This window comes from Streptomyces sp. NPDC087844 (genome assembly GCF_044742785.1).
Lineage (GTDB): Bacteria > Actinomycetota > Actinomycetes > Streptomycetales > Streptomycetaceae > Streptomyces.
The window spans coordinates 132,480-154,465 of sequence record NZ_JBIUVD010000017.1; the positions used below are offsets into that span (position 1 = coordinate 132,480).

The 21,986-nt window shown below is 71.1% G+C and carries 15 protein-coding genes, 1 tRNA gene and 1 other RNA gene; 11 read left to right on the forward strand and 6 right to left on the reverse strand.

What is annotated here, in order from left to right; genetic code table 11:
• Positions 1–88: 88 nt before the first annotated feature.
• From ACIOKD_RS29145 to ACIOKD_RS29155, 3 genes are all read right to left on the reverse strand, one after another.
• On the reverse strand, positions 89–2,524 hold the full coding sequence (locus ACIOKD_RS29145; protein WP_402089888.1) for a helicase-associated domain-containing protein: 2,436 nt from the start codon (positions 2,522–2,524) through the stop codon (positions 89–91).
• A gap of 495 nt (positions 2,525–3,019) precedes the next feature.
• The gene (locus ACIOKD_RS29150; RefSeq protein ID WP_402089890.1) at positions 3,020–3,445 is read right to left on the reverse strand and encodes a type II toxin-antitoxin system VapC family toxin; all 426 of its coding nucleotides are present in this window, start codon (positions 3,443–3,445) and stop codon (positions 3,020–3,022) included.
• A complete protein-coding gene (locus tag ACIOKD_RS29155; protein WP_402089892.1) occupies positions 3,442–3,720 on the reverse strand; it encodes a CopG family transcriptional regulator in 279 nt (92 codons plus the stop codon). Before ACIOKD_RS29155 ends, ACIOKD_RS29150 begins: the two co-directional genes overlap by 4 nt.
• 742 nt (positions 3,721–4,462) lie before the next feature.
• Between ACIOKD_RS29155 and ACIOKD_RS29160 the strand changes: the two genes are divergently transcribed.
• Together ACIOKD_RS29160 and ACIOKD_RS29165 are read left to right on the forward strand one after the other, a co-directional pair.
• Positions 4,463–5,062 (forward strand): hypothetical protein, encoded by a 600-nt coding sequence (locus ACIOKD_RS29160; protein ID WP_402089894.1) that lies wholly within the window; start codon positions 4,463–4,465, stop codon positions 5,060–5,062.
• Between the two features lie 394 nt (positions 5,063–5,456).
• On the forward strand, positions 5,457–5,954 hold the full coding sequence (locus tag ACIOKD_RS29165) for a hypothetical protein (protein ID WP_402089896.1): 498 nt from the start codon (positions 5,457–5,459) through the stop codon (positions 5,952–5,954).
• A gap of 439 nt (positions 5,955–6,393) precedes the next feature.
• Here ACIOKD_RS29165 and ACIOKD_RS29170 read toward each other — a convergent pair whose 3' ends face one another.
• Together ACIOKD_RS29170 and ACIOKD_RS29175 are read right to left on the reverse strand one after the other, a co-directional pair.
• On the reverse strand, positions 6,394–7,629 hold the full coding sequence (locus ACIOKD_RS29170; RefSeq protein WP_402089898.1) for an SWIM zinc finger family protein: 1,236 nt from the start codon (positions 7,627–7,629) through the stop codon (positions 6,394–6,396).
• On the reverse strand, positions 7,626–10,433 hold the full coding sequence (locus ACIOKD_RS29175) for a DEAD/DEAH box helicase (RefSeq protein WP_402089900.1): 2,808 nt from the start codon (positions 10,431–10,433) through the stop codon (positions 7,626–7,628). The genes ACIOKD_RS29170 and ACIOKD_RS29175 overlap by 4 nt, the downstream gene beginning before the upstream one ends.
• 264 nt (positions 10,434–10,697) lie before the next feature.
• Here ACIOKD_RS29175 and ACIOKD_RS29180 point away from each other — a divergent pair, with 264 nt between their 5' ends.
• From ACIOKD_RS29180 to ACIOKD_RS29190, 3 genes are all read left to right on the forward strand, one after another.
• On the forward strand, positions 10,698–11,009 hold the full coding sequence (locus ACIOKD_RS29180; protein WP_402089902.1) for a hypothetical protein: 312 nt from the start codon (positions 10,698–10,700) through the stop codon (positions 11,007–11,009).
• Positions 11,010–11,136: 127 nt separating this feature from the next.
• On the forward strand, positions 11,137–11,385 hold the full coding sequence (locus tag ACIOKD_RS29185; RefSeq protein WP_402089904.1) for a hypothetical protein: 249 nt from the start codon (positions 11,137–11,139) through the stop codon (positions 11,383–11,385).
• Positions 11,382–11,783: a DNA-binding protein gene (locus tag ACIOKD_RS29190; protein ID WP_189818793.1), complete on the forward strand. Its 402-nt coding sequence runs from the start codon at positions 11,382–11,384 to the stop codon at positions 11,781–11,783. The genes ACIOKD_RS29185 and ACIOKD_RS29190 overlap by 4 nt, the downstream gene beginning before the upstream one ends.
• A 436-nt stretch (positions 11,784–12,219) precedes the next feature.
• Here the strand turns inward: ACIOKD_RS29190 and ACIOKD_RS29195 are convergent.
• Positions 12,220–12,304 (reverse strand) — tRNA-Ser (locus ACIOKD_RS29195).
• A 71-nt stretch (positions 12,305–12,375) separates the two neighbouring features.
• Here ACIOKD_RS29195 and ffs point away from each other — a divergent pair.
• From ffs to ACIOKD_RS29225, 6 genes are all read left to right on the forward strand, one after another.
• An RNA gene (gene ffs / locus ACIOKD_RS29200) (signal recognition particle sRNA small type) lies at positions 12,376–12,474 on the forward strand.
• Between the two features lie 139 nt (positions 12,475–12,613).
• Entirely contained in the window at positions 12,614–15,187 is a 2,574-nt protein-coding gene (locus tag ACIOKD_RS29205; RefSeq protein WP_402089906.1) for a DNA polymerase III subunit gamma and tau, read from the forward strand.
• 325 nt (positions 15,188–15,512) lie between these two features.
• The gene (gene purD, locus ACIOKD_RS29210) at positions 15,513–16,772 is read left to right on the forward strand and encodes a phosphoribosylamine--glycine ligase (protein WP_402089908.1); all 1,260 of its coding nucleotides are present in this window, start codon (positions 15,513–15,515) and stop codon (positions 16,770–16,772) included.
• A gap of 460 nt (positions 16,773–17,232) precedes the next feature.
• Positions 17,233–19,134, forward strand: a complete 1,902-nt coding sequence (locus tag ACIOKD_RS29215) for a hypothetical protein (RefSeq protein WP_402090010.1) — start codon at positions 17,233–17,235, stop codon at positions 19,132–19,134.
• A gap of 297 nt (positions 19,135–19,431) precedes the next feature.
• A complete protein-coding gene (locus ACIOKD_RS29220) occupies positions 19,432–20,952 on the forward strand; it encodes a N,N-dimethylformamidase beta subunit family domain-containing protein (RefSeq protein WP_402089910.1) in 1,521 nt (506 codons plus the stop codon).
• 128 nt (positions 20,953–21,080) lie between these two features.
• The gene (locus ACIOKD_RS29225) at positions 21,081–21,980 is read left to right on the forward strand and encodes a phosphoribosylaminoimidazolesuccinocarboxamide synthase (protein WP_402089912.1); all 900 of its coding nucleotides are present in this window, start codon (positions 21,081–21,083) and stop codon (positions 21,978–21,980) included.
• Positions 21,981–21,986 lie beyond the last annotated feature (6 nt).

Consider the following 21,986-nt stretch of genomic DNA (forward strand, 5'->3'; position numbering starts at 1 on the left):
CGAGGTGCCTGCGAGGTGGCTCGCGAGGTGGCTCGCGAGGTGGCTCGCGAGGTGGCTCGCCGGGGCACCCGGCCTTGGCCGACGAGTCCTAGGCGGGCATCACGCCATGGATGCGGGAGAGAGTGAAGACGCGCTCCGCTTCGCGCAGGTGGCACCAGGCGGCGAGGTAGGGCGGGTCGAGTTCAAGGCCGCTGAGGGTGCGTACGGTCCGGCTGCCCGAGGTGGAGATGTACTCGACCGTGATGGCCGCACCGGCGTCGATGGCATGGGCGACCTGGCGGACGTCGCTGTACGACAGGTGCTTCGCGTATCCGGCGACGATCTCCTCGGTGTCCGTCGCGAAAGGCACCCCGCTGCCGAACGGGTCGGGTTCCGGGGCGTTCGGCGGGGCCTTGAGTAGCCGGTCGGCCAGGACGTCCACGTCCGTCCCGGCGTCGATGGGCATCTCCGAGGCGCGGGCCGCGGTGGTCCGGGGGCCGCGCCGCCCGACGTTCCCTCGCGAGGGCGGGACGGCAGCGGCGGCCCTCTGCGGCAGGCGCTTTTCGATGCGTACCGTTCCCCCGGCGGTCTCGGCGACCGGGGCGTAGCCCGCGGCACGGAGCGCCTTGAGAGTCGTCGCGGGTGGGCTGCCGCTGACCAGGACCGTCGGGGCGAGCTGCCGCAGGGCGAGCTCGGCCAGCGCGCGGTGGGCGGCGAGTTCGGCCAGGAGCGCGGGTTCGTCGCCGTGGATGACACAGGCCGCGGGGGCGATGCGCACGCGTCCATGACCTCGTGCGGTATCCGCGAGGAGATAGGTCAGCGGCTGTGGCAGGGCCGTGGCGGAGCCGGCGGACAGGTCGGCCGTGATGTCGTCCAGGGTGCTGCCGGCGTCCAGAGCCCGGCGGATACTGCCGGCACTGAAGCGCCATACCGACGCCGTGCCAGTGGTCTCCCGGTCGGCCATCGAATCGAGCAGCGCCGCGAGTCGCGCGGACGGGGTGCCGGTGACGACGGCGGTGAGGTCGGCGCCGATCCGGGCCGTCGTGGTCGCAGGGGGCAGCAGCCGCCGGGCCGTGATGTCGAGCTCTTCGTCGGCGTGGGCGGCCAGGTGGACCCCGAGCGGGGACAGCGCGCCCCGTGCCAGCACGCCCAGCAGTTCGCCTTCGCGGATCACGGTGCTGAACGGTGCCGTGTCCTCGGGCGAGGCGTCGTCGGCGAGCGGACGGTGCCAGGCCACGAGCGGCCCCAGCTCCGAAGCGACCTTCACCCCCTGTCCTGCCGGGAGCCCCGCTGCCGCGGTGAGCAGCCCGTGGCGGGCCTGCAGACAGCCGCCGCAGTCAGGCGCACCGGCGAGCGCGGGCAGCGCCTTGTTGTCCTCGTCGCGCGCCCGGGTGGGGGTGAGCGGCAGGTCCCGCCATGCCCGGAGCAGTACGGCGAGTTGTTCTGCGGGCTCCTGCTCGGCCCAGGCGTCGTACGCCTCGGTGGGAGGTACGCGATCGCCGTCGCGGGCCAGCAGTCCGGCGGCGTACGCGGTTTCCAGGGCGATGCGTACGACGGCGTCGTCCGCTTGGGCGGCCTTGCCGAGCCGGGCCAGTTCACGCGCGCCGATCCCGCCCGACTTCAGCCGGGTCGGTGGAGCGGTCGCGCATGCCGAAAGGACGGAGGCGGCATGGGCAGCGAACGCGGTGGCGGCCACCGCGGCCTCCCGCTCCACCTCCGAGGAGGTGATGGGCACCAACTGTGTGATGGGTGGCAGAGGCTCGAACGGAGCGTGCCAATCGGGGCCCCGCAGAGCCAAGGCCACCTCGACCGGCATCCGGGCGGGCCCGTACCGGTGACGGTCCTGGAGCAGAAGCCCGCGGTCGAGTGCCCATCGCGCGCCTGGTGGGAGGTCGCGGCCGGGAGTCCCGAACACGACGAACAGTGACTGACGCGGCGTGGACCTGGCGCTCCGCTCAAGCAACTTCCGTGTGGCGGCCGGCGCCCCCGCCACCAACGAGGCGACCCGTTCCGCGTCACTGTGATGCTCCACCAGAGCCGCGAGTCGCTGCTGCTTGGTGCCGGGTGGCTTGATACCCAGGACCGCCAGCATGCCCCGCAGTTCCTCCGAGGTGGTGCCGGCCAGCAGCTCGCCCAGCGGGGCGTCAAGTCCCAGGGGCGTGCTCCACGCCTGCCGCAAGGGCGTGGGCATGCGCAGTGCCTCGTTGCCGTCGTGCCACACGAGCGCCCGATCCGACAGCGCCTCCAGGGTCGCGTCCAGCGCGTGTAGCGCCGTAGGGGATCTTGAGCCGAGCAACTCCGCGAGGCTGTCCCGGGTCGCTCGTGCTCCAAGGGCTGCCAGCGCCTCAGCGGCCTGCAAGCACGGCAGCGTGAGTTGGGGCAGGACGAGTGCCACGGACCCCGGACGTTGGAGACGGTCCGCCAGTTCCCCCACCGAGCGCGGATCCGGAGAGGAGGCTGCGTCCTTCCGCATGACGAGTACGCGTGCCAGGCGGGAACCGTCGAGTTCGCTCAGCCAAGTCGCAAGCGTCGATCGGGACTTCATGAGGGTGCACCTCGACAGACAGGGAACGTCACGGGCGGGCCGAAGCCGCTTCGGCGCCAAGGTCAAGGATGGCGCAGTTCCATGATCCGCGGATGCCGTACGAAGACAGAGCCCCGGGCGAAGATACTGGCCACCCGCTGCCGGAATATTCTTGATAGACGTATATAAACGCGACCAAAACTGCAACCAGCGCACAGCGAAGGGCCTCACCGCGAACGGTGGGGCCCTTCGACATCGTGCCCGGTGAGGCACTGGCGGAGGACAGGGGATTCGAACCCCTGAGGAGTTGCCCCCAACACGCTTTCCACATGTTCGTCTGGGGGTTCGGTGGGGGACGGTGGTGTTCTGACCTGGAGGAGACTGGGTGATGACGGGGGTTCCGGACGAGGCTGGACGTGGGTGAATAAGACCAGAACTGAGACCAGAACTGAGACCAGAGCTGAGACCAGAACCGAGACCAGAGCTGAGACCAGAACCGAGACCAGAGCCGCCGGGTCATACCTTCTTGACGACGATCGAACCCGGGACCAATTTCTCCAGGTCGTCCACGTCCGAGGTGAAGATGGTGACCTGCCCTTTCTGCTGTCGCGCGATGACGGCGAGCACCGCGTCGATTGCGTACTTGTGGCCGTGAAGTTTGGCGTCGGCCAGGAGTCGGCGGGCCTGGCGGGCCTCGTCCTTCCCGATGTCGGCGACTTTGAGCCGGGAGAGGACCCAGTCCCAGCGCTGCTCGGTGGTTCTGCCGTCGTACGCCTCGACCAGCGTCAACGGAGACGTCACCACTTCGGCCTCGCCCCGGGCCGCGAGGTCGAGCCAGGCGATCATCTTCCGGTCGCCGCGCACGGCCAGGGACAGGGCTTCGCAGTCGAGTACGAAGATGCGCAGCGATGGCTGCCCGTGCCCACCGTCCCGCTTCTTCACGCAGCCTCTCCCGCAGTGTGCTTCCCAACGACGCGGCGTCGCTCGTGCTCGGCGTCGAGATCCTCCAGTTGCTCGAACGCTACCGCGCGCTCGCCTTCGGTGACGGGGCCGTGCTCCTCCTGCAGCCAGCCGACCAGTTCTCCCAGCCGGTCCCGGTCGCGCTTGAAGCGCAACGCCTCCGTGACGTAGGCCGACAGGCCCCGTTCTGCGGCCTCCGTGCGGATCTCGTCAAGGAGATCCTCGGGGATCGTCACTGTCACTTTCTTAGTCGCCATACAAGAGACCATACTCCTGGTGTCAGACCCCTTATCGGCTTGCCCGGCGCCCCGACGCTGCCATGGAAGACCTGGCTGGTGTGTCAGGAGCCACGGGCCGCCGAGATGGGGCTTCCTGTTGGGCCGGATTTCATGATGTATCGACGCGGTCGGGCGTGGTAGTCAGGAGGCCATCCAGCGCAGGATCGACGCTCGGACGCTGGCAGGGGTGATGGTTGGCAACCGGGGTGGCGCACGGGGTTAGGTCCTGTGTTCAGACGTACAGCGCCGGGCCAGGTGGTGGACCCGCCCGCCGGGTCGCAGAAGACGCTGGGTTTTCCGGCTGTGCCGATGCCGATGTCGATGCCGATGTCGAGCGGGTTCGACGGGAACCCGTCCGACGCGACACGCTTGCTCACTGCGGCGGCGCATCTCCGTCCGGAGTGGGACATGAAAGCGCGGGCCGCGTCACGGGCCGGGGTGCTGAAGTTCCTGAAGCGGGCGGCGCCCAGGCGGGTGCGGGATCTGCTGCAACGTCGTACGGAGAAGGCTGAGCGCGAGAAGGTCGCGGCCTACGAGGGGGGCGACCCGAAGCGGGACGCGCAGAAGTCCGTCCCGGAGGGCCTGGACTACGCGCGCTGGGTCCACCGGCGAGTACTGGGAAAGAAGGTGCGGCCCGTTCCCTTCACACGGCTTCGACCTCGCCGAGGTGGCCCTGAGCTGTTAGCGGGCCGTACGCCTGGGAGCGTGGCGGCGGGCATTGATGTTCCTGGCCCGGGCCCTGGGGGTGCTGTGCTGGTGGCGGGCCGGCGTCGGCTGGGCACTTAAAGTGCTGTTCTTGGGCTACTGGCTGGCATGTCTGACCGACCGGATCTCCAGCCAGCGGATGCTCCGCCGGTCCATGGGCCTCGACGAAGAGGGTGGGCACCGACAGCTCCGCCCCTTCCGTAGGCACGACGAGGTGGTGCAGCGTGTTCACGGGCTGGAAGGTCAGCCCGTCATTCCGTACGGGCAGGAGCTACGTCCGGGCAGTGTGCGCTACCACTTCCTGGGCGCCGGCAAGGTCTGGTACGAGTCGAACATCGGCATCGACGTCATGCCGAGGCAGCGCGACGCTGATGAGGATCAGGAGCCCCGGGAGGGTGACCACAGCCCCGTCCTTCGGCTGCTTCCAAGCGCGGACCGACTGCTGGCCGGAGGGGCTCCAGGTACGGGGATATCGCTGTTCACCCCCGATGATCTGCTCAGGCACGTCGAGAGCGAACTGACCCGGGCCATACGCCCCGACCGGACGTTCCATCCCGACAACCGGCAAGTGTCTTCGCCATCTCCACGATCAGCTCGGAGCGCTGGTCGAAGCTGACCGATGACGACTGGGCAGGGCTGGTCTCCCTCGCGCACGATGGCACGGGGCGATCCCATCGCGCGTTCGCAGCACCGAAGCTCGCCCGGTGGGCGCTGTGCGCTCGCATGGTTTCCTGGGACGGTGAACTGCTCGGTTTCGTATTTGTGATCTTCCCTACGAGAACCATTTCCTGCGGGTCATCGTCCGCCCGCAGGTAGTCAACCCCGTCCATCCGGCGCTGCTGGCCGCGTGGCCCCAGTCGCGCCGGACAGGCTGGCGCTTCCTCGGTCGCGCTGCACTGCTGGCCACGGCAGATGCGGTCGTGGCATTCGAACGGCTGGTGAAACCCCGCCCTGAGCGGCCCCGTTGTCCCGCCGGCGACCGTAAGCAATCTGTGGTGAGCCTCCGTGAGGTGTACTCGCGGCGCCACATCAACGACATGCTCCAGTACGACGACGCCCGACGTTACATCACCATGATGCAGGGCCGGGTGCTCGCCGCAGTCGAGGGCTTCCTTGTCGACCACAACGTCGACACCCAGGAGTATCAGGCGCAAATCACCGTGATCCAGAACAGCGGTTCGATGAGCAACGTCCAGAATCAGCCCGGGGCGTTCGGCTACAGCCAGAGCCAGGGAGGTTTGCCTCCGGATCCGCGTACCGTGCAGCAGATCGCCGATGAACTGGACCGACTGCGTGAGCAGTTGGACGTGGACCGTGACCAGATCGTGGATCATGCTTCGTGCGTCACGTTCGTCGGAATGGCCGCAGACCAGCCGTTGGATCAGCCCGAGGGGCGCACGACGGCGACAGCTCTGCCCACCCGTGTCCGTGACCTTTCGGCCGGTGCCGGAGCCGTCGTGGGACTGGGGACCTCTGTCCTGGCGCTCATCGCAGCGCTGCAGGCATGAGGTGGTGATGACCGCTACGAGCCCAGGCAGGCAACGGACCGATCCGTCAGGGCACGCGCCGCACCATCCCAGCTGCAGGAAGATGCCTCATTTGTTGGAAATGCTCAAGTTTGAATGATGACGGAAACCGGGACGGACAACGTCGAAGGGCCCCACCGCGAACGGTGGGGCCCTTCGACATCGTGCCCGGTGAGGCACCGGCGGAGGACAGGGGATTCGAACCCCTGAGGAGTTGCCCCCAACACGCTTTCCACATGTTCGTCTGCGGGTTCTGGGGTGTACGGGAACGTCCTGACCTGCGGTGCAGCTGGTCCGGGCGGGGGTTCTGAACGGTGCTGTACGCCGGTGAACGCAACCAGAACTGCAACCACGGAGGTGGGAGCAGCGTGAGTGTGTCCAGCTTCTGCTCGTGGTTCCTGGTCAGTAGGGAATCGCCTCCCTACTCCCCGTTCTGCGACCAGGCCGCGGTGAGCGCGATGACCGGGTCAGTGTCGGCTGGTGCCGCGGGCCACCATTCGCCGTCGTCGTCCTGGAGGTAGGGGTACCAGCGGGCGTCGGGGCCCAGACGCAGCTGGATGCCGTGGTGGGTGAGGGTGAGGCGGTTGCGCCAGGTTCTGAGGTGTGTGGGGGAGTCGGTCATCTCGGCGAGGGCCGCGTCCAGGGCGGTGCGGGTGGCCTTCATCACCGTCGGGTCGGGGGCGTAGGGCTGTTCGGCGACGGTGATGCCCGTGGGGCCGCCGTGGCGCCAGGCGCGGGTGAGGCGTGCGAAGGCAGTGGGTTTGGTGTTGGTGTTCTGGATCAGGTGGTGGAACCACTCGGGTCCGGGGTTGCTTGCGGCGATGCGGACGGCGTCCTGGTGCTGGGTCAGGTGCAGGTCGGCGGTGTCGCCCGCGAGGAGCCGGGCGGCGCGCGCGGTGGCGTCGGCCATGAGGCGTTCCAGGTCCGCGGCGGCCAGGCCGGTGCCGGGTGGCGGGGCGACGGGCAGTGCTGTGGTGTGGGCGGCGGGTTCCGGGAGTTCGGGCAGTTCGGGGGGCTCGTCGGCCCAGTGGGCGTACGCGGCGGCGGCCGGGATGCCGGCCGGTGCCGGTGGGGCGGCGGTCTCCTGTGCTGCCGTACGGAGTGCGCGCAGCTGGGCGAAGACCTCCTCGCGACCGCGGCCGCGCAGCGCGAAGAGCACGAATGGGTCGGTGTCGATGGTGGCGGCGATGGCGTAGCAGAGCGCTGCGGCGTGCTTGCAGGGGTATCCCCAGTCGGGGCAGGAGCACTCCGGATCGAGTTCGGTGGGCAGTGGGAGCAGCGGGACGCCTGCATGCCGGGCGTCGTCTACGAGGTCGGCGGGCATCTCGTCGTCGAGAAGTGCTGCGAGATGTCCGGCGCGGGCCGCGATCGTGTCGAGCAGGGTGTCCCACTGAGGGTCGGTGAGGACGGGCAGGTGGACTGAGGAGCGGTACGGGCGCGGGAGGCTGCCCTGGACAGCGGCGTTGACCGTGCCCGGAGCGACGGTGACCGGGCCGACCATGCCTTTGCGGGCGTAGGTGCGTCCGCGCGAGAGCCGTCCGGCGTCCAGGGTGGATTCCTCCAGGGCGGCCACCCATGCCTGGCCCCACCAGGTCGCGGCGAAGGCTCGCCTGCCGCGGGCGGGCGCACGGCGCGGGCCGGGGACAGCGGGGCTCATGACTGCCTTCCCAGGGCGACGAGTTCGGCGAGGTCGGCGTCGGACAGTTCGGTCAGGGCTGCCTCGCCGGAGCCGACGACGGCGTCGGCGAGGGCGCGCTTGGCTTCGAGCAGCTTCGCCACCTTGTCCTCCACGGTTCCCTCCGCGAGGAGCTTGTGTACCTGGACGGGTTTGTCCTGGCCGATGCGGTAGGCGCGGTCGGTGGCCTGGTCCTCGACGGCCGGGTTCCACCAGCGGTCGTAGTGCACGACGTGACTGGCGCGGGTGAGATTGAGTCCGGTGCCCGCCGCCTTCAACGACAGCAGGAACACCGGTACTTCGCCGCGCTGGAAGCGGTCCACCATCTCCTCGCGCCGCGTGACGGGGGTGCCGCCGTGCAGAAAGAGGGTGGGGATGCCGCGCTCGGCGAGATGCTTCTCCAGCAGAGCCGCCATCTGTTTGTACTGCGTGAAGACCAGCACGGACTCGCCTTCGGCGGTGATGGTGTCGAGAAGTTCGTCGAGCAGGTCGAGCTTGCCGGAGCGGCCCCGCAGGGGAGTGGACTGGCGCAGGCTGTGCTCTTTCAAATACTGGGCGGGGTGGTTGCAGATCTGCTTCAGCGCGGTGAGCAGCTTGAGTACCAGACCGCGTCGGGCGATGCCCTCCGACTCCGCGATCTTCGCCATGGTCTCGCGGACCTGTGCCTCGTACAGGCCGGCCTGCTCGGCCGTCAGCGGGACGACGCGGTCGGTCTCGGTCTTGGGCGGCAGTTCGGGCGCGATGCCGGGGTCGGACTTCTTGCGGCGCAACAAGAAGGGACGTACGAGACGGGACAGGCGCTCGGCTGCCTCGGGATCCTCGCCCGACTCGATGGCGCGGGCATGCCGGTCACGGAAGGCGGTGAGTGAGCCGAGGAGCCCGGGGGTGGTCCAGTCGAGCAGTGCCCACAGCTCGGAGAGGTTGTTCTCCACGGGGGTGCCGGTGAGAGCGACGCGGGCGCGGGCGGGCAGGGCACGCAGTTCGCGGGCGGTGACGGCGTAGGGGTTCTTGACGTGCTGGGCCTCGTCGGCGGCCACCAGCGACCAGGCTGTCTCGGCAAGCACTCCGCGGTCGCGGCGCAGCACCCCGTAGGTGACCAGGACGATCTCGTCGCCGGCCAGGTCCCCCAGGTGGCGGTCGCCGCCGTGGTAGCGGCGTACGGGGGTGAGCGGTGCGAATCTGGCGGCCTCGCGCTGCCAGTTGCCGAGCAGGGAGGCCGGGCAGACGACAAGGGTGGGGCCCGCGGTGGTGGGGTCGCTCTGGCGGTGCAGGTGCAGAGCGAGCAAGGTGATGGTCTTGCCCAGGCCCATGTCGTCGGCGAGACAGCCGCCGAGGCCGAGTGCGCACATCTCGGCCAGCCAGGCCAGGCCCCGCTTCTGGTACTCGCGCAACGTGGCCTTGAGGGCGGCGGGCTGGGGCACGAGGGTGCGGGACTCGGGGTCGCGGATACGAGCGACCAAGTCTCCGAGCGTACCGACCGCCGTACAGGGGACCCGGTCACCGTCCTGCTCGGCCTCGCCGGTCAGCGCGGCGCTCAACGCCTCCATGGGGGTGAGCGGTTCCATCCGGCGGCGCTTGGCGCGGGCCACCAGCTTCGGGTCGGCGACCACCCACTGGTCGCGAAGCCGGACGAGGGGACGGCGTGACTCTGCGAGAGCATCCATCTCGGCCTCGGTGAGCGGCTCGCCGCCAAGGGAGATCTGCCAGCGGAAGTCGAGGAGGGCCTCGGTGTCCAGCAGGCCGCCCGCGGCGGAACCGGGGGCGGTGCGTTGCCCGATCTCCGCGGTCGCGGTGAGCGCCTTGACCAGGTCGCGCGGCCAGTGCACGGCGACACCGGCCGCGCGCAGCGCGTCCGTGGCGTCCCCAAGGAGATCGAAGGCTTCGTCGTCGGTCAACCGGAGCTGATCGGGAGCGGCATCGTCGAGCAGCCTCCGCAGCGGGGGCCAGGCGCGGGCGCCGCGGCGCAGGGCGAGAAGAGTCTCGGTCTCGGCGCGTGGGCCGAGCAGCCGCTCCACTTCGGCCGGCTCGCTCCAGAGTCGTGCGGCCTCGATGACGAGCGCCGGGTCCGCCGCGGTGTGCAGTTGCAGGACGGCCCGGAACTGCCGTCGGCGTCCTGCGGGTACGTCGACGCGCAGGGAGACACTGACCTCGGCGGTGAGCGCCGCCTGGGTTTCCTCGGCCCATTCACGCAAGGTGGGCACGGCCCGGGCCTCGCGCCAGGCGTACGGCAGCGCTCCCATGGCGAGCGGCGCGGCCGGCGTACGGACCAGATCATCGGCGACCGCGTCGCAGAACTGGCGTACCAGCGCGGCCGGTTCGGCGATCCGTACCGGAGCAGGGCCAGGCTCGGGCAGGCAGTGGGCGTGTGGCGGGAAGGCGGCGGCCAAGGCGTCCAGCGTCTGGCGCTGGTCGGCGGTGCAAGGACCCACCTGCCAGGTGTCGTAACCGGCGGGGGTGAGGGCCGGGTGGAGGCGGCCGTCGGCGAGCAGCCGCAGCGCGAAGCGAGTGGCGGTCTGCCAGGCGGCGCCGGAGGGATGCGTCGGCTCCGCATTGGCCAGGGCGGAGACCGCGACGGCGACAGGCAGCGCGTAACCCTCGACCCTGCGCCGCCTGACCGAGCGGCCGTGCGGCAGGACCAGCTCCACCGCCTCGGTCTCAAGGCCGGTGGGCGCCATACTGTCTCCGGCTGCTGCCCCGGTCGGCTTCCACAGCAGGAGCCGCCCAAGGCGGGCGGGCTCACCAGGCAGGAACACCGCCGCCCAGCCGGCGCCGAGCAGCTCCCTCACGAAGGCGGATGTTTCCTGCCGGGCCAGAGGCGGTGCGCTCCTCGCGCCCGTACTCGGTTCTCGTACGACGACTCGTGCCACTCTCTTCCGCCCTGTCGCTTGCCGGGCCCTCCCCTGGGCCGCTCACTACCGAACCCCACCAGGCAACGTCACACACTGGCAACCGCGAGCCTTGGCTTGACTGCCGGCGACGGTGCCACGACGGATACGCCCCTGCTCAACACACCGGTCCTCAACCGTACGGTGCAGCGCTACGGTGAGGCCATGAGTACCTGGGCCCCAGCCGCGCTGGAGGCGTTGATCGAAGAGGCCACCGTCGACGCCTACGGCGAGGATGAGCAGCTCACCGGCTTCTTCACGATGATCGAGGAGAGCCTTGCCGTGCCCTTCACCACGACTGTTCTCGGCGTCGAGGTGAGCGTGGTCGGTGTCGACCTGGTCGAGGACGGACGCGTGGTCGCACGCTGCGTCCGGGGGTCGGTCCGACAGGACATCGGAATTCTGGACCTGCCGCTGCCGGAACCCGCCCCCGAGGGCTGGCAATGGATCGAGGCATACCGCTGCTGGGCCCGCTGAACCGGCGCGTCGTACAACTGCTCAGCTGAGCCCATGCTCGAACGGACACTCGCCCCGACTGCCGCTGACCGGACCGACTGCGGGAACAGAGAGCACGTACCGCGCATACCGCAGTATGCTTGCGACTATGGCTGACACCACGCGCATCACGGTGACACTCCCCGCCGAGCAGGTGGCGGAGCTGAAGAAGATCACGGACAACATCTCCGGCTACGTCGCCGAAGCGGTCGCCAGGCAGATCCGGCACCAGCTCCTGGGGGCTGACCTGCGCAGCCACACAGACGAGCACGGGGCCTTCAGCGAGGAAGAGCTGGCCGAAGCGCGGGCGCGCATCTTCGGTACGACGTCGGCCGCCGGCGGCGCGAGCGCCGCGTGAGCGGGCACATTGAGACCGTCGTCCTGGACAGCGAGGGGCTGTCGGCCTGGGTGGCACAGGACCGGAAAATTCTGGCGATGTTCCAGGTGTTCCACGACATGGGAGCGGACCTTGTCGTCAGCGCCAACACCATCGTGGAGGTGAGCCACGCCAGGGTGAACCTGCCCCGACTGCAATGGGCGCTCTCCCGGGTCAAGGTGGAGCCGATCACCGAGGCGGCGGCCAAGGCGGCGGCCCAACTGCTCAAGGGCGCCGGTCTGCACGGACACAAGTACGCGATCGACGCCACCGTCGCGGAAGCGGCCTTGCGTCAGCCTGGCCCGGTCGCCATCCTCACGTCGGATGTCGATGACATGACCCGGCTGTGCGGCAGCAAGGTCCGGATGATCGGGCTATGACCGCGACATCGTCCCGGGACCATGGACAGATCCGCGTGGATCCGCCGAGACCAGAGTCGCCGCAGGCCAACCCATGATGGGTGAATAAGGCATCGACGGATGCGGGGGCATGACTGCGTTCGGTGTCAAAGCTCATCAGGGCGCAACGCCTGCCGACGGCTCAGGGCGGCAACTGCCTCGTCGTCTACGCCGTTGAGGACGGCCAACTCATCGCGTGGGTCCTGGCGGCCGGTCACCGTCGTGACGTACCCCGTCAGATGGTGTGGCTCCCCGCAGCTGCGCCGGTCGCCTATAGGACGTGAGCGTGCGCCCTTCCTTACTGAGGAAATATCCTAAATGTCGCCTATAAATGCAACCGAAACTGCAACCAAGGCACGTCGAAGAGCCGGACCGCAATGAGCGGTCCAGCTCTTCGTTTCGCCTGGTCAGGCGACTGCGGAGGATACGAGATTCGAACTCGTGAGGGGTTGCCCCCAACACGCTTTCCAAGCGTGCGCCCTAGGCCACTAGGCGAATCCTCCGCGGCAAACAATACAAGACGTTAGGGAGTGCTCGCGAACTCGTTCCCCCCGCTCGGATCGGGTACTGTGTGCGCAGCCCCTCACGTGGCGCTATCTGACTGAACTCCCCCAGGGCCGGAAGGCAGCAAGGGTAGGTTGGCTCTGGCGGGTGCGTGGGGGGCGCTTGCGTTTGCGGGGCGGGATCGGAGCCGACCCGGGCGGGTTGGCCCGCGGGTGCGGGTGCGGGTGCGGGCCGGTGTCGGTGGGGCGGAACGGACAGGTACCGGCGGGCGGTGCTCGTTGTCAGTGGGCGCCTATAACCTCGTACGTGTGTCGTCCCTCGCGCTGTACCGCCGTTACCGCCCGGAGTCGTTCGCCGAGGTCATCGGGCAGGAGCATGTCACCGACCCGTTGCAGCAGGCGCTGCGGAACAACCGGGTCAATCACGCGTACCTGTTCAGTGGGCCGCGCGGCTGCGGGAAGACGACCAGTGCGCGGATCCTCGCCCGCTGTCTGAACTGCGAGCAGGGGCCCACGCCCACGCCCTGCGGGGAGTGCCAGTCCTGCCAGGACCTCGCGAGGAACGGGCGCGGGTCCATCGACGTCATCGAGATCGACGCGGCCTCTCACGGTGGTGTGGACGACGCCCGTGACCTGCGCGAGAAGGCCTTCTTCGGGCCCGCCAGCAGCCGGTACAAGATCTACATCATCGACGAGGCCCACATGGTCACGCCGGCGGGCTTCAACGCGCTGTTGAAGGTCGTCGAGGAGCCGCCGGAGCACCTCAAGTTCATTTTCGCCACCACCGAGCCCGAGAAGGTCATCGGGACGATCCGGTCGCGGACGCATCACTATCCCTTCCGGCTGGTTCCCCCCGGCACCCTGCGGAATTACCTCGGCGAGGTCTGCGGGCGCGAGGGCATGCCCGTCGAGGACGGGGTGCTTCCGCTCGTCGTGCGGGCCGGCGCCGGATCCGTGCGTGACTCCATGTCCGTCATGGACCAGCTCCTCGCGGGGGCCCGCGACAACGGTGTGACGTACGCCATGGCCACCTCCCTCCTCGGTTATACGGACGGCTCGCTGCTCGACTCCGTGGTCGAGGCCTTCGCCGCGGGCGACGGAGCCGCGGCCTTCGAGGTCGTCGACCAGGTCATCGAGGGCGGCAACGACCCCCGGCGGTTCGTCGCCGACCTGCTGGAGCGGCTGCGGGACCTCGTGATCCTGGCGGCCGTGCCCGACGCCGGTGAGAAGGGGCTCATCGACGCCCCCGTGGACGTGGTGGAGCGGATGACGGCCCAGGCCGGGGTCTTCGGCGCCGCCGAGCTGAGCCGCGCCGCCGACCTCGTCAACGCCGGTCTGACGGAGATGCGAGGGGCCACCTCGCCCCGTCTCCAGCTCGAACTGATCTGCGCGCGCGTGCTGCTGCCCACGGCCTACGGCGACGAGCGGTCCGTCCTGGCCCGGCTCGACCGGATCGAGCGCGGCGTGAACTTCAGCGGGGGAGGGGTGGGGGCAGGGGCCGGGGTCGGCGGGCCTGCCGTCGGTTACGTGCCCGGGCCCGACGCCCATCCGGGAGCCCAACCGGGAGCTCATGCGGGAGCCCATGCGGGACAGCCGGGACAGCCCGGGCAGCCGGGGTACGTGGGGATGCAGGGCGGCGGGCCCGTCGGCGGTCCGGCTCCCTTCGTTCCGCCGGGTGGCGGGGCCGCCGCCGCCCGCGCCGCCGTGCGAGGTGGAGGAGTGGGGCAAGGGCCCGGAGCTCCCGGTCCGGGTCCCGGTCCCGGTCCCGGTCCCGGTCCCGGTGGTGATGTTGCGGGGCCGGGTCCTGCCCAGGCTCCGGCGGCGCCCGCCGCCGCATACACGCCTCCGCCCGCTCCCGTCGAGCCTGCGCCCAGTCCCAGTCCCAGCCCCACCTCCAGTCCCAGTCCCAGTCCTCATTCGGTCGCGCCTGCCGTGCCTGCCGCGCCTGCCCCCACCCCGGCCCCCGCTGCGGAGCAGCCGTCCGCCCCGGCTGCCGGTGGTGCGCCCGGCGCCTGGCCCACCGCGACGGCCGTGGGCAGCGGGCGGCGGCCGGGAGGCTGGCCGACCACGGCATCCGCAGGCGGGGGACAGCCCTCGTCCGGAGCGCCCGCCGCGTCCGGATCGCGCCCGGCACCGGCATCCGCGCCCTCCCAAGCCCCTGCCCCCGCCTCCGGCTCCGGCCCCGCCTCTCAGGGCTCTGCGGGTCCCGCCGCGTTCTCCGCCGCTCCGAGCGGTGGGCCCGACCCCCGTACCCTCTGGCCGAACATCCTGGAGGCGGTGAAGAACCGGCGTCGCTTCACCTGGATCCTGCTCAGCCAGAACGCCCAGGTGACCGGCTTCGACGGCACCACCCTCCAGATCGGCTTCGTCAACGTCGGAGCGCGGGACAACTTCGCGAGCAGCGGCAGCGAGGAGGTGCTGCGGCAAGCGCTGTCCGAACTGTTTAACGTGCAGTGGAAGATCGAGGCGGTCATCGATCCGTCCGGGGGCTCGGCACCGCCGCCCGCACCCGGCGGCGGCTTCGGTGGTGGAGGCGGTGGCACTGGTGGCGGCGGAGGCTACCCGGCGGGTGGCGGTGCCGCTCAGGGCACGGGCGCGCCCCGTCCCGCCCCGCAGCAACCTGCGTCCCCGGCTCCGGCGCCCGGACCGCACTCCCCGGCGTCCCAGAACCGCCCGGCGTCCGCCCCCGGCTCCGCGCCCTCGTCCGCGTCGGCCCACCAGAACCCGCCCCGCCCCTCCGCCCAGGAGCCGCCTCCCATCTCGCCGGAGGACGACACCCCGGAGGACGACGATCCCGACCTCGACGAGTCGGCACTCTCCGGCCACGAACTGATCGTCCGAGAACTGGGAGCGACGGTGCTGGAAGAGTTCTCGAACGAGTAGCCGGCCCCCGGGGGCCAACCACCGCTCTGCCGCGAGCTGACAGATCCACCGCCGGCCCCCGCCGCCCAAGGGGCGCGGAGAACTGCGCGCCGGGCCGCTGGCCGACGGGCCTGTAGGGGCGCGGGGAACTGCGCGCCCAGCCCGCACCCACCCGCACCCAACCACGCCCCCAACCCCGCACCCAACCCCGCACCCACCCACGCCCCCCGACCCCGGGAGCACCACCGCCCCCACCACTCCACCACTCCACCACCCCACCCCCCCCACCACCCACCACCCCGCCACCAAATCCCCGCCGGCCAGGCGCCCCGCTAGGCTGACCCCCGTGAAGGTCCTAGTAATCGGCGGCGGTGCCCGCGAACACGCCCTGTGCCGCTCCCTCTCCCTCGACCCCGACGTCACCGCGTTGTACTGCGCCCCAGGCAACGCGGGAATCGCCGACGTGGCCGAGCTGCACGAGGTCGACGCCCTCGACGGCAAGGCCGTGGCCACGCTGGCCACGGATCTCGGCGCCGAGCTGGTGATCGTCGGCCCGGAGGCGCCCCTTGTGGCCGGGGTCGCCGACGCCGTGCGCGAGGCGGGCATCCCGGTGTTCGGCCCCTCGCAGGAGGCCGCCCGGCTGGAGGGCTCCAAGGCCTTCGCCAAGGACGTCATGGCGTGCGCGGGCGTCCCCACCGCCCGCTCGTACGTCTGCACGACCCCCGCCGAGGTGGACGAGGCACTGGACGCCTTCGGAGCCCCGTACGTCGTGAAGGACGACGGTCTCGCGGCCGGCAAGGGCGTCGTGGTGACCGACGACCTCGCAGCGGCGGCGGCCCACGCCAACGCCTGCGACCGCGTGGTCATCGAGGAGTTCCTCGACGGCCCCGAGGTCTCCCTCTTCGCGATCACCGACGGTGTGACGGTCGTCCCGCTGCAGCCGGCCCAGGACTTCAAGCGGGCCCTCGACGGCGACGCGGGGCCGAACACCGGCGGCATGGGCGCGTACTCGCCCCTTCCGTGGGCCGATCCGAAGCTGGTCGAGGAGGTCATGCAGACCGTTCTGCAGCCGACCGTCGACGAGCTGCGCCGCCGCGGCACCCCGTTCTCCGGGCTGCTCTACGCCGGGCTCGCGATCACCTCGCGCGGTGTGCGGGTCATCGAGTTCAACGCCCGCTTCGGTGATCCCGAGACCCAGGTCGTCCTCGCCCGCCTGAAGACGCCGCTCTCCGGTGTCCTCCTCGCGGCCGCGAACGACACCCTCGCCGACCTCGAACCGCTGCGCTGGAGCGACGACGCGGCCGTCACCGTGGTCATCGCCTCGCACAACTACCCCGGCACCCCGCGCACCGGCGACCCCATCGAGGGCCTCGCCGAGGTGGCCGCCGAGGACGCCCCGCACGCGTACGTCCTGCACGCCGGTACGAAGCGTGACGGCGACGCGGTCGTCAGCGCGGGCGGCCGGGTGCTCTCGGTCACGGCGAGCGGTACGGACCTGACCCAGGCCCGCACCCGTGCGTACAGGGCGGTCGACCGGATCCGTCTCGACGGCTCCCAGTACCGCACGGACATCGCGGCGAAGGTCGCGGAAGCCGCCGCGGGATAACTCCCGTAACCCTCGGTTACGGGCTGCCACCTGCACCGTCTCCGACCGCACGGCACCCGCACGTCACCCGCGCAGCGCACCCGCACGTCACCCGCGCAGCGCACCCGCACGTCACCCGCGCAGCGCACCCGCACTCACCCGCGCAGCGCACCCGCAGCGCACGCGCAGCACCCGCACGGCACCTTCGGGCCCCGGATCCAGCAATAGATCCGGGGCCCCTTCGTCAGCTACCTCTAGCCAAAGCCATTCCATCGAGTGACCGATCCCCCATCCGGCTGACGACGGCCGGGGCCCCAACTAGGGTGCGGCGCAAGCGTTCCGGCACTTGGCCCACCGGCATTGCGATGTCAGTCGGGGGTGCCACAGTGGGGGAGTGAGTAACGCCATGGACGTCTGCCGGCGGTGGCTGGGTATGCACACGCCGGGCGGACAGTAGGGGGTGAGATCGGTCGTGTCCGGTATGGGAGTGGAGTTGGGTGCGCACACCGCGCGCTCACGGGCTCTCGCCGTGCTGCGCATCCGCAGCAGGGCGCTGGCCGTCGCCCTGCTGCCCGCGGCCGTCGCCGTCGTCCTGCTCGTCGGCGGGTCGACCGGGCACATCGACGGCGCCGGCTGGGGCGTGGCGCGCGCGGCCGTGACGGGGTTCGCCGTGTTCGTGCTGCTGTGCGCGGTGGGCGTCGCGCTGCTCGTCGCCCGTGCGCGGCCCGCCATGAGCCCGACGGTCCCGGTCGCCGAGGAGTCGGCGCCGGACCTGTACCGCATGGTGCGGGATCTGGCCGACCGCCTCGAAGTGCCCGCGCCCTCCGCGATAGCGCTCACCCCGGACTGCGACAGCTGGCTTGAGGACCGGACCCACCCGGCCCACGCCCCGTCCCACCCGGAGTCCGGGGACGAGATGGAGGGCGGCCGGGGCCTGGGACCTGCACACCGGCGTACGCCCGCCGCGCCCGTCCTCGTCATCGGCTCCCCCTTCCTGTGGTGGATGCGGGTCGGTGAGCTGCGGGCCGTCCTCGCCCCGGTCGTCGCGGGTACGGGACCGTCGGCGCACCCCGACATAGCCGCGGCCCGGCGCTTCGTACGAGGTCTCGACGCGGCCGTGGCGGTGGCCTCGGCGCCCACCCGCGGACCGCTGACCCGCCCGGTGCTCGGCGTGGCCGGCTGGGTGGCGAGGATCATGCTGCGCGGCTGCCGCGTGCACGCGGCGGAGATGGAACGGGGCGTGGCGACCGCGGCGGCGGAGCGTGCGCAGACCGTGGACTACGGACTGCGGATCGTCGCGCAGGAACAGGTGGGCCTGGCGTACGCGGGCTGGGATCGGCTGCTGACGAGGGTCGCGCTGCCCGCCTGGCGCATGGGACGGTGGCCGTCCAGGCTCGACGCGGGTGTCGTCGCGGCACTGACCGAGCTCTCACGGCGTGACCGGCTCGCCGAGGGCTTCACCTCCCGGCTCGGCGAACGCCCCGCCTGCGATCTCCTGGAGGAGCCGGGGGCGATCGACGAGGCGACGTCCCTGCTGGCCGCACGCCTCTTCCACGGCGGACCCGCCGAGAGGGGACCCGACTGGGCCCCGGTCGACTGGGCCGAGTACCCGGACGAGGTCGTCGACCGCAAGTGGCGTACGGACGCGGCACGGCTCCATCGCGTACTGGACGGACTGGGCGTGAGCCGCACCGCGGGGCCGGGAGCACCGGAGCCGGAGGGCCCGACGCTGGACCGCGTGATGGACCACCTGACGTCCTCCGCGTCCCCGCCCCCGGAGGAGCCCTCGGAGGTGCCCCCGGAGGAGCCCCCGGAGGAGCCCTCGGAGGTGCCTTCGGAGGTGCCTTCGGAGGAGCCCCCGGAGGCCGAGTGGCGCGCCACCGGGATCACGCAGGGCGGCGCGACGGCGTACGAGGCCGACGGCGGGCCGGAGAGCGACGAGGACGGCGGCCCGGCGACCGAGCGGAGCGCGGAGCTCGCGGCGGTCCTGAGCGCCGAGCTGGCGCGCGAGGAGGCCGCGACGACCGCCGGGCCGACGGCGTCCTCGGCAACCTCGACGGCCTCCGCGGGACAGGGCGGCCCCGACGTGGCGCTCTGGGACGAGGGGGCACTGCCGCTCTTCCCTCTGCAACCGCCGCGGACGGGGCGGGAGTTGCTCGGTGACCATGTGACGGCGATGGTCTGCTGCGCGGCGATGGACACGGCCGGGGCGATGCCGGGGCTCGACTGGCTGGACGGCCCGTCGCTCCTCGTCGACGGCGAGCGCTCGGCCGACCTGGGCCCCCGCGTCCTCAGCCTCATCGAGGAGGGCGACCCGGCCCCCCTGCGTACCTGGCTGCTGGACCTGGGAGTACGTGCGGAGAAGCCGGTCAGACTGGTCTGAGCCCGGGAGCCCACAAGGGGCGAGGAACCGCGCGCTCAGCCCCCACGACCCGCACGCCCCCACGACCCGCACGCCGCGATGGCCCCCCGCATCCCGACCCACCGAAGGGCGCGGGGAACCGCGCACGCGACCTCGTCCGACCCGCACGTCACGAACAACCTCCGACCCGCCATCTCCCCACCCGCTACAGGCAATTAGCAACGAACGGTGACGGCGCGCATGCGTAATGTGATGTGCTGGGCCCACCCGTGCGCGGGGGCACACATGGGCAAGGACGTACGAGGGAGGGAACGTCACATGGGGACCGAGCAGATCCGCCGATGGGAGTCGGGAGCGCTGGCGCACGCCGTCACGGACCCATTCGGACAGGGCCCCGTCCCCTGGCTGCGCGGCAGTGAGAACTACTTCGACGACACGGGCCACGTCGTCCCCTGGTACGTCGACCACACCCCACCCCCCGGTGCGACCACCGCCCACGACCGCTACCGAAGCTCCGGCCCGCGAGTCCCCACCCCGCACGCGAGCGCCGGAGACCCCCGCTCGGCCGACGACGTCCACCGGCAGATCAAGGGGTTCGCGTCCACCGGCGCGGTCGCCCCCGGCGAGGCCGTCGACTTCCACATCACGGTGGACCCGCCCCAGCAGTTCGGCGTGGACGTCTACCGCATCGGCCACTACGGAGGCGACGGCGCCAGCAAGATCACCACCAGCCCGCGCCTGGCCGGGATCGTCCAGCCGGCCCCGCTCACCGCGGACCGCACGGTCTCCTGCCACCACTGGTGGCTCTCCTGGCGGCTGCAGATCCCGTCGTACTGGAGCATCGGCGCGTACGTCGCCGTCCTCACCACCGACGACGGGCACCGCTCCCACATCCCGTTCACGGTCCGCGACGACCACCCCGCCGACCTGCTGCTCGTCCTGCCGGACATCACCTGGCAGGCGTACAACCTCTACCCGGAGGACGGGCGCACGGGCGCGAGTCTCTACCACGCGTGGGACGACGACGGCCGGCTGCTCGGTGAGGCCGACGCCGCGACGACGGTCTCCTTCGACCGCCCGTACGCGGGCGCGGGCCTGCCCCTGCACGTGGGCCACGCCTACGACTTCATCCGCTGGGCCGAGCGCTACGGCTACGACCTCGCGTACGCCGACGCCCGCGACCTGCACGCCGGCCGCGTCGACCCCACGCGCTACCGCGGCCTGGTCTTCCCGGGGCACGACGAGTACTGGTCGACGACCATGCGCCGTACCGTGGACGTCGCCCGCGAGCAGGGCACCTCGCTCGTCTTCCTCTCCGCCAACACCATGTACTGGCAGGTGGATCTGGCGCCCTCCGCGTCCGGCACCCCAGACCGGCTGCTCACCTGCCTGAAACGCCGTGGACCCGGCAGACCCGCCCTGTGGCGGGAGATCGACCGCCCGGAGCAGGAAGTCCTCGGAATCCAGTACGCGGGCCGGGTCCCCGAGGCCCACCCCCTCGTCGTCCGCAACGCCGACCACTGGCTGTGGGAGGCGACCGGAGCCCACGAGGGCGATGAGCTGGAGGGCATGGTCGCGGGCGAGGCCGACCGCTACTTCCCCCGAGTCGCGCTCCCCGAGCACCAGGGCCGCATCCTCCTCTCGCACTCCCCGTACCGGGACACGGAGGGGACGATCCGCCACCAGGAGACGTCCTTGTACCGCGCGCACTCCGGTGCCCTCGTCTTCGCGGCGGGCACCTTCGCCTGGTCCCCGGCCCTGGACCGGCCGGGGCACACCGACGCCCGTGTCCAGCGGGCCACGGCCAACCTCCTGGACCGCATCTGCAAACGCGACTGAGGCCGCCCGGCAAGACCCGGCAAGAGCCCGCAAGAGCCCGCGAGCCCTCACACCCACGACCCCTGGCCGAGCCCGGCCCTCCCATACGAGAGAATCGTGCCATTCAGACAGAACGACGGGGAGGAACCGTGTCCGGATTCGTCGAAAAGCCCGAGCCTCTTGAGGTTCCGGGTCTGGTGCACCTGCACACCGGCAAGGTGCGCGACCTGTACCAGAACGAGGCGGGCGATCTCGTGATGGTCGCCAGCGACCGCATCTCCGCGTTCGACTGGGTGCTGCCCACGGAGATCCCCGACAAGGGCCGCGTCCTGACGCGGCTCTCGCTCTGGTGGTTCGACCAGCTCGCCGACCTGCTGCCGAACCATGTCCTGGGCACCGAACCGCCGGCCGGCGCCCCCGCCGCATGGCAGGGCCGCACCCTGGTCTGCAAGTCGCTGGAGATGGTCCCGGTCGAGTGCGTCGCCCGCGGCTATCTCACCGGCTCCGGTCTCGCCGAGTACAACGAGACCCGTACCGTCTGCGGCCTCGCGCTCCCGCACGGGCTGACCGACGGCTCGGAGCTGCCCGCCCCGATCTTCACCCCGGCCACCAAGGCCGCCGTCGGCGAGCACGACGAGAACGTCTCGTACGAGGAGGTCGCCCGGCAGGTCGGCGCGGAGACCGCGGCCCAGCTGCGGCAGGCGACGCTCGCCGTCTACGGCCGCGGCCGTGACATCGCGCGCGACCGCGGAATCCTCCTCGCGGACACGAAGTTCGAGTTCGGCTTCGACGGCGAGACGCTCGTCATCGCCGACGAGGTGCTGACCCCGGACTCGTCCCGCTTCTGGCCCGCCGACCAGTGGGAGCCGGGCCGCGCGCAGCCCTCGTTCGACAAGCAGTACGTACGCGACTGGCTGACCTCCGCCGAATCCGGCTGGGACCGCAGGAGCGAGCAGCCGCCGCCGGCCCTGCCCCAGCAGATCGTGGACGCGACCCGCGCCAAGTACGTGGAGGCGTACGAGCGTCTGACGGGCACGCCCTGGGCCTGAGCGGCC

Coding starts and splice junctions, on each gene's coding strand:
- ACIOKD_RS29145 (WP_402089888.1), bottom strand. CDS start 2,524: ATGAAGTCCCGATCGACGCTTGCGACTTGGCTGAGCGAACTCGACGGT.
- ACIOKD_RS29155 (WP_402089892.1), bottom strand. CDS start 3,720: ATGGCGACTAAGAAAGTGACAGTGACGATCCCCGAGGATCTCCTTGAC.
- ACIOKD_RS29160 (WP_402089894.1), top strand. CDS start 4,463: ATGTTCCTGGCCCGGGCCCTGGGGGTGCTGTGCTGGTGGCGGGCCGGC.
- ACIOKD_RS29170 (WP_402089898.1), bottom strand. CDS start 7,629: ATGAGCCCCGCTGTCCCCGGCCCGCGCCGTGCGCCCGCCCGCGGCAGG.
- ACIOKD_RS29180 (WP_402089902.1), top strand. CDS start 10,698: ATGAGTACCTGGGCCCCAGCCGCGCTGGAGGCGTTGATCGAAGAGGCC.
- ACIOKD_RS29185 (WP_402089904.1), top strand. CDS start 11,137: ATGGCTGACACCACGCGCATCACGGTGACACTCCCCGCCGAGCAGGTG.
- ACIOKD_RS29215 (WP_402090010.1), top strand. CDS start 17,233: ATGGGAGTGGAGTTGGGTGCGCACACCGCGCGCTCACGGGCTCTCGCC.
- ACIOKD_RS29220 (WP_402089910.1), top strand. CDS start 19,432: ATGGGGACCGAGCAGATCCGCCGATGGGAGTCGGGAGCGCTGGCGCAC.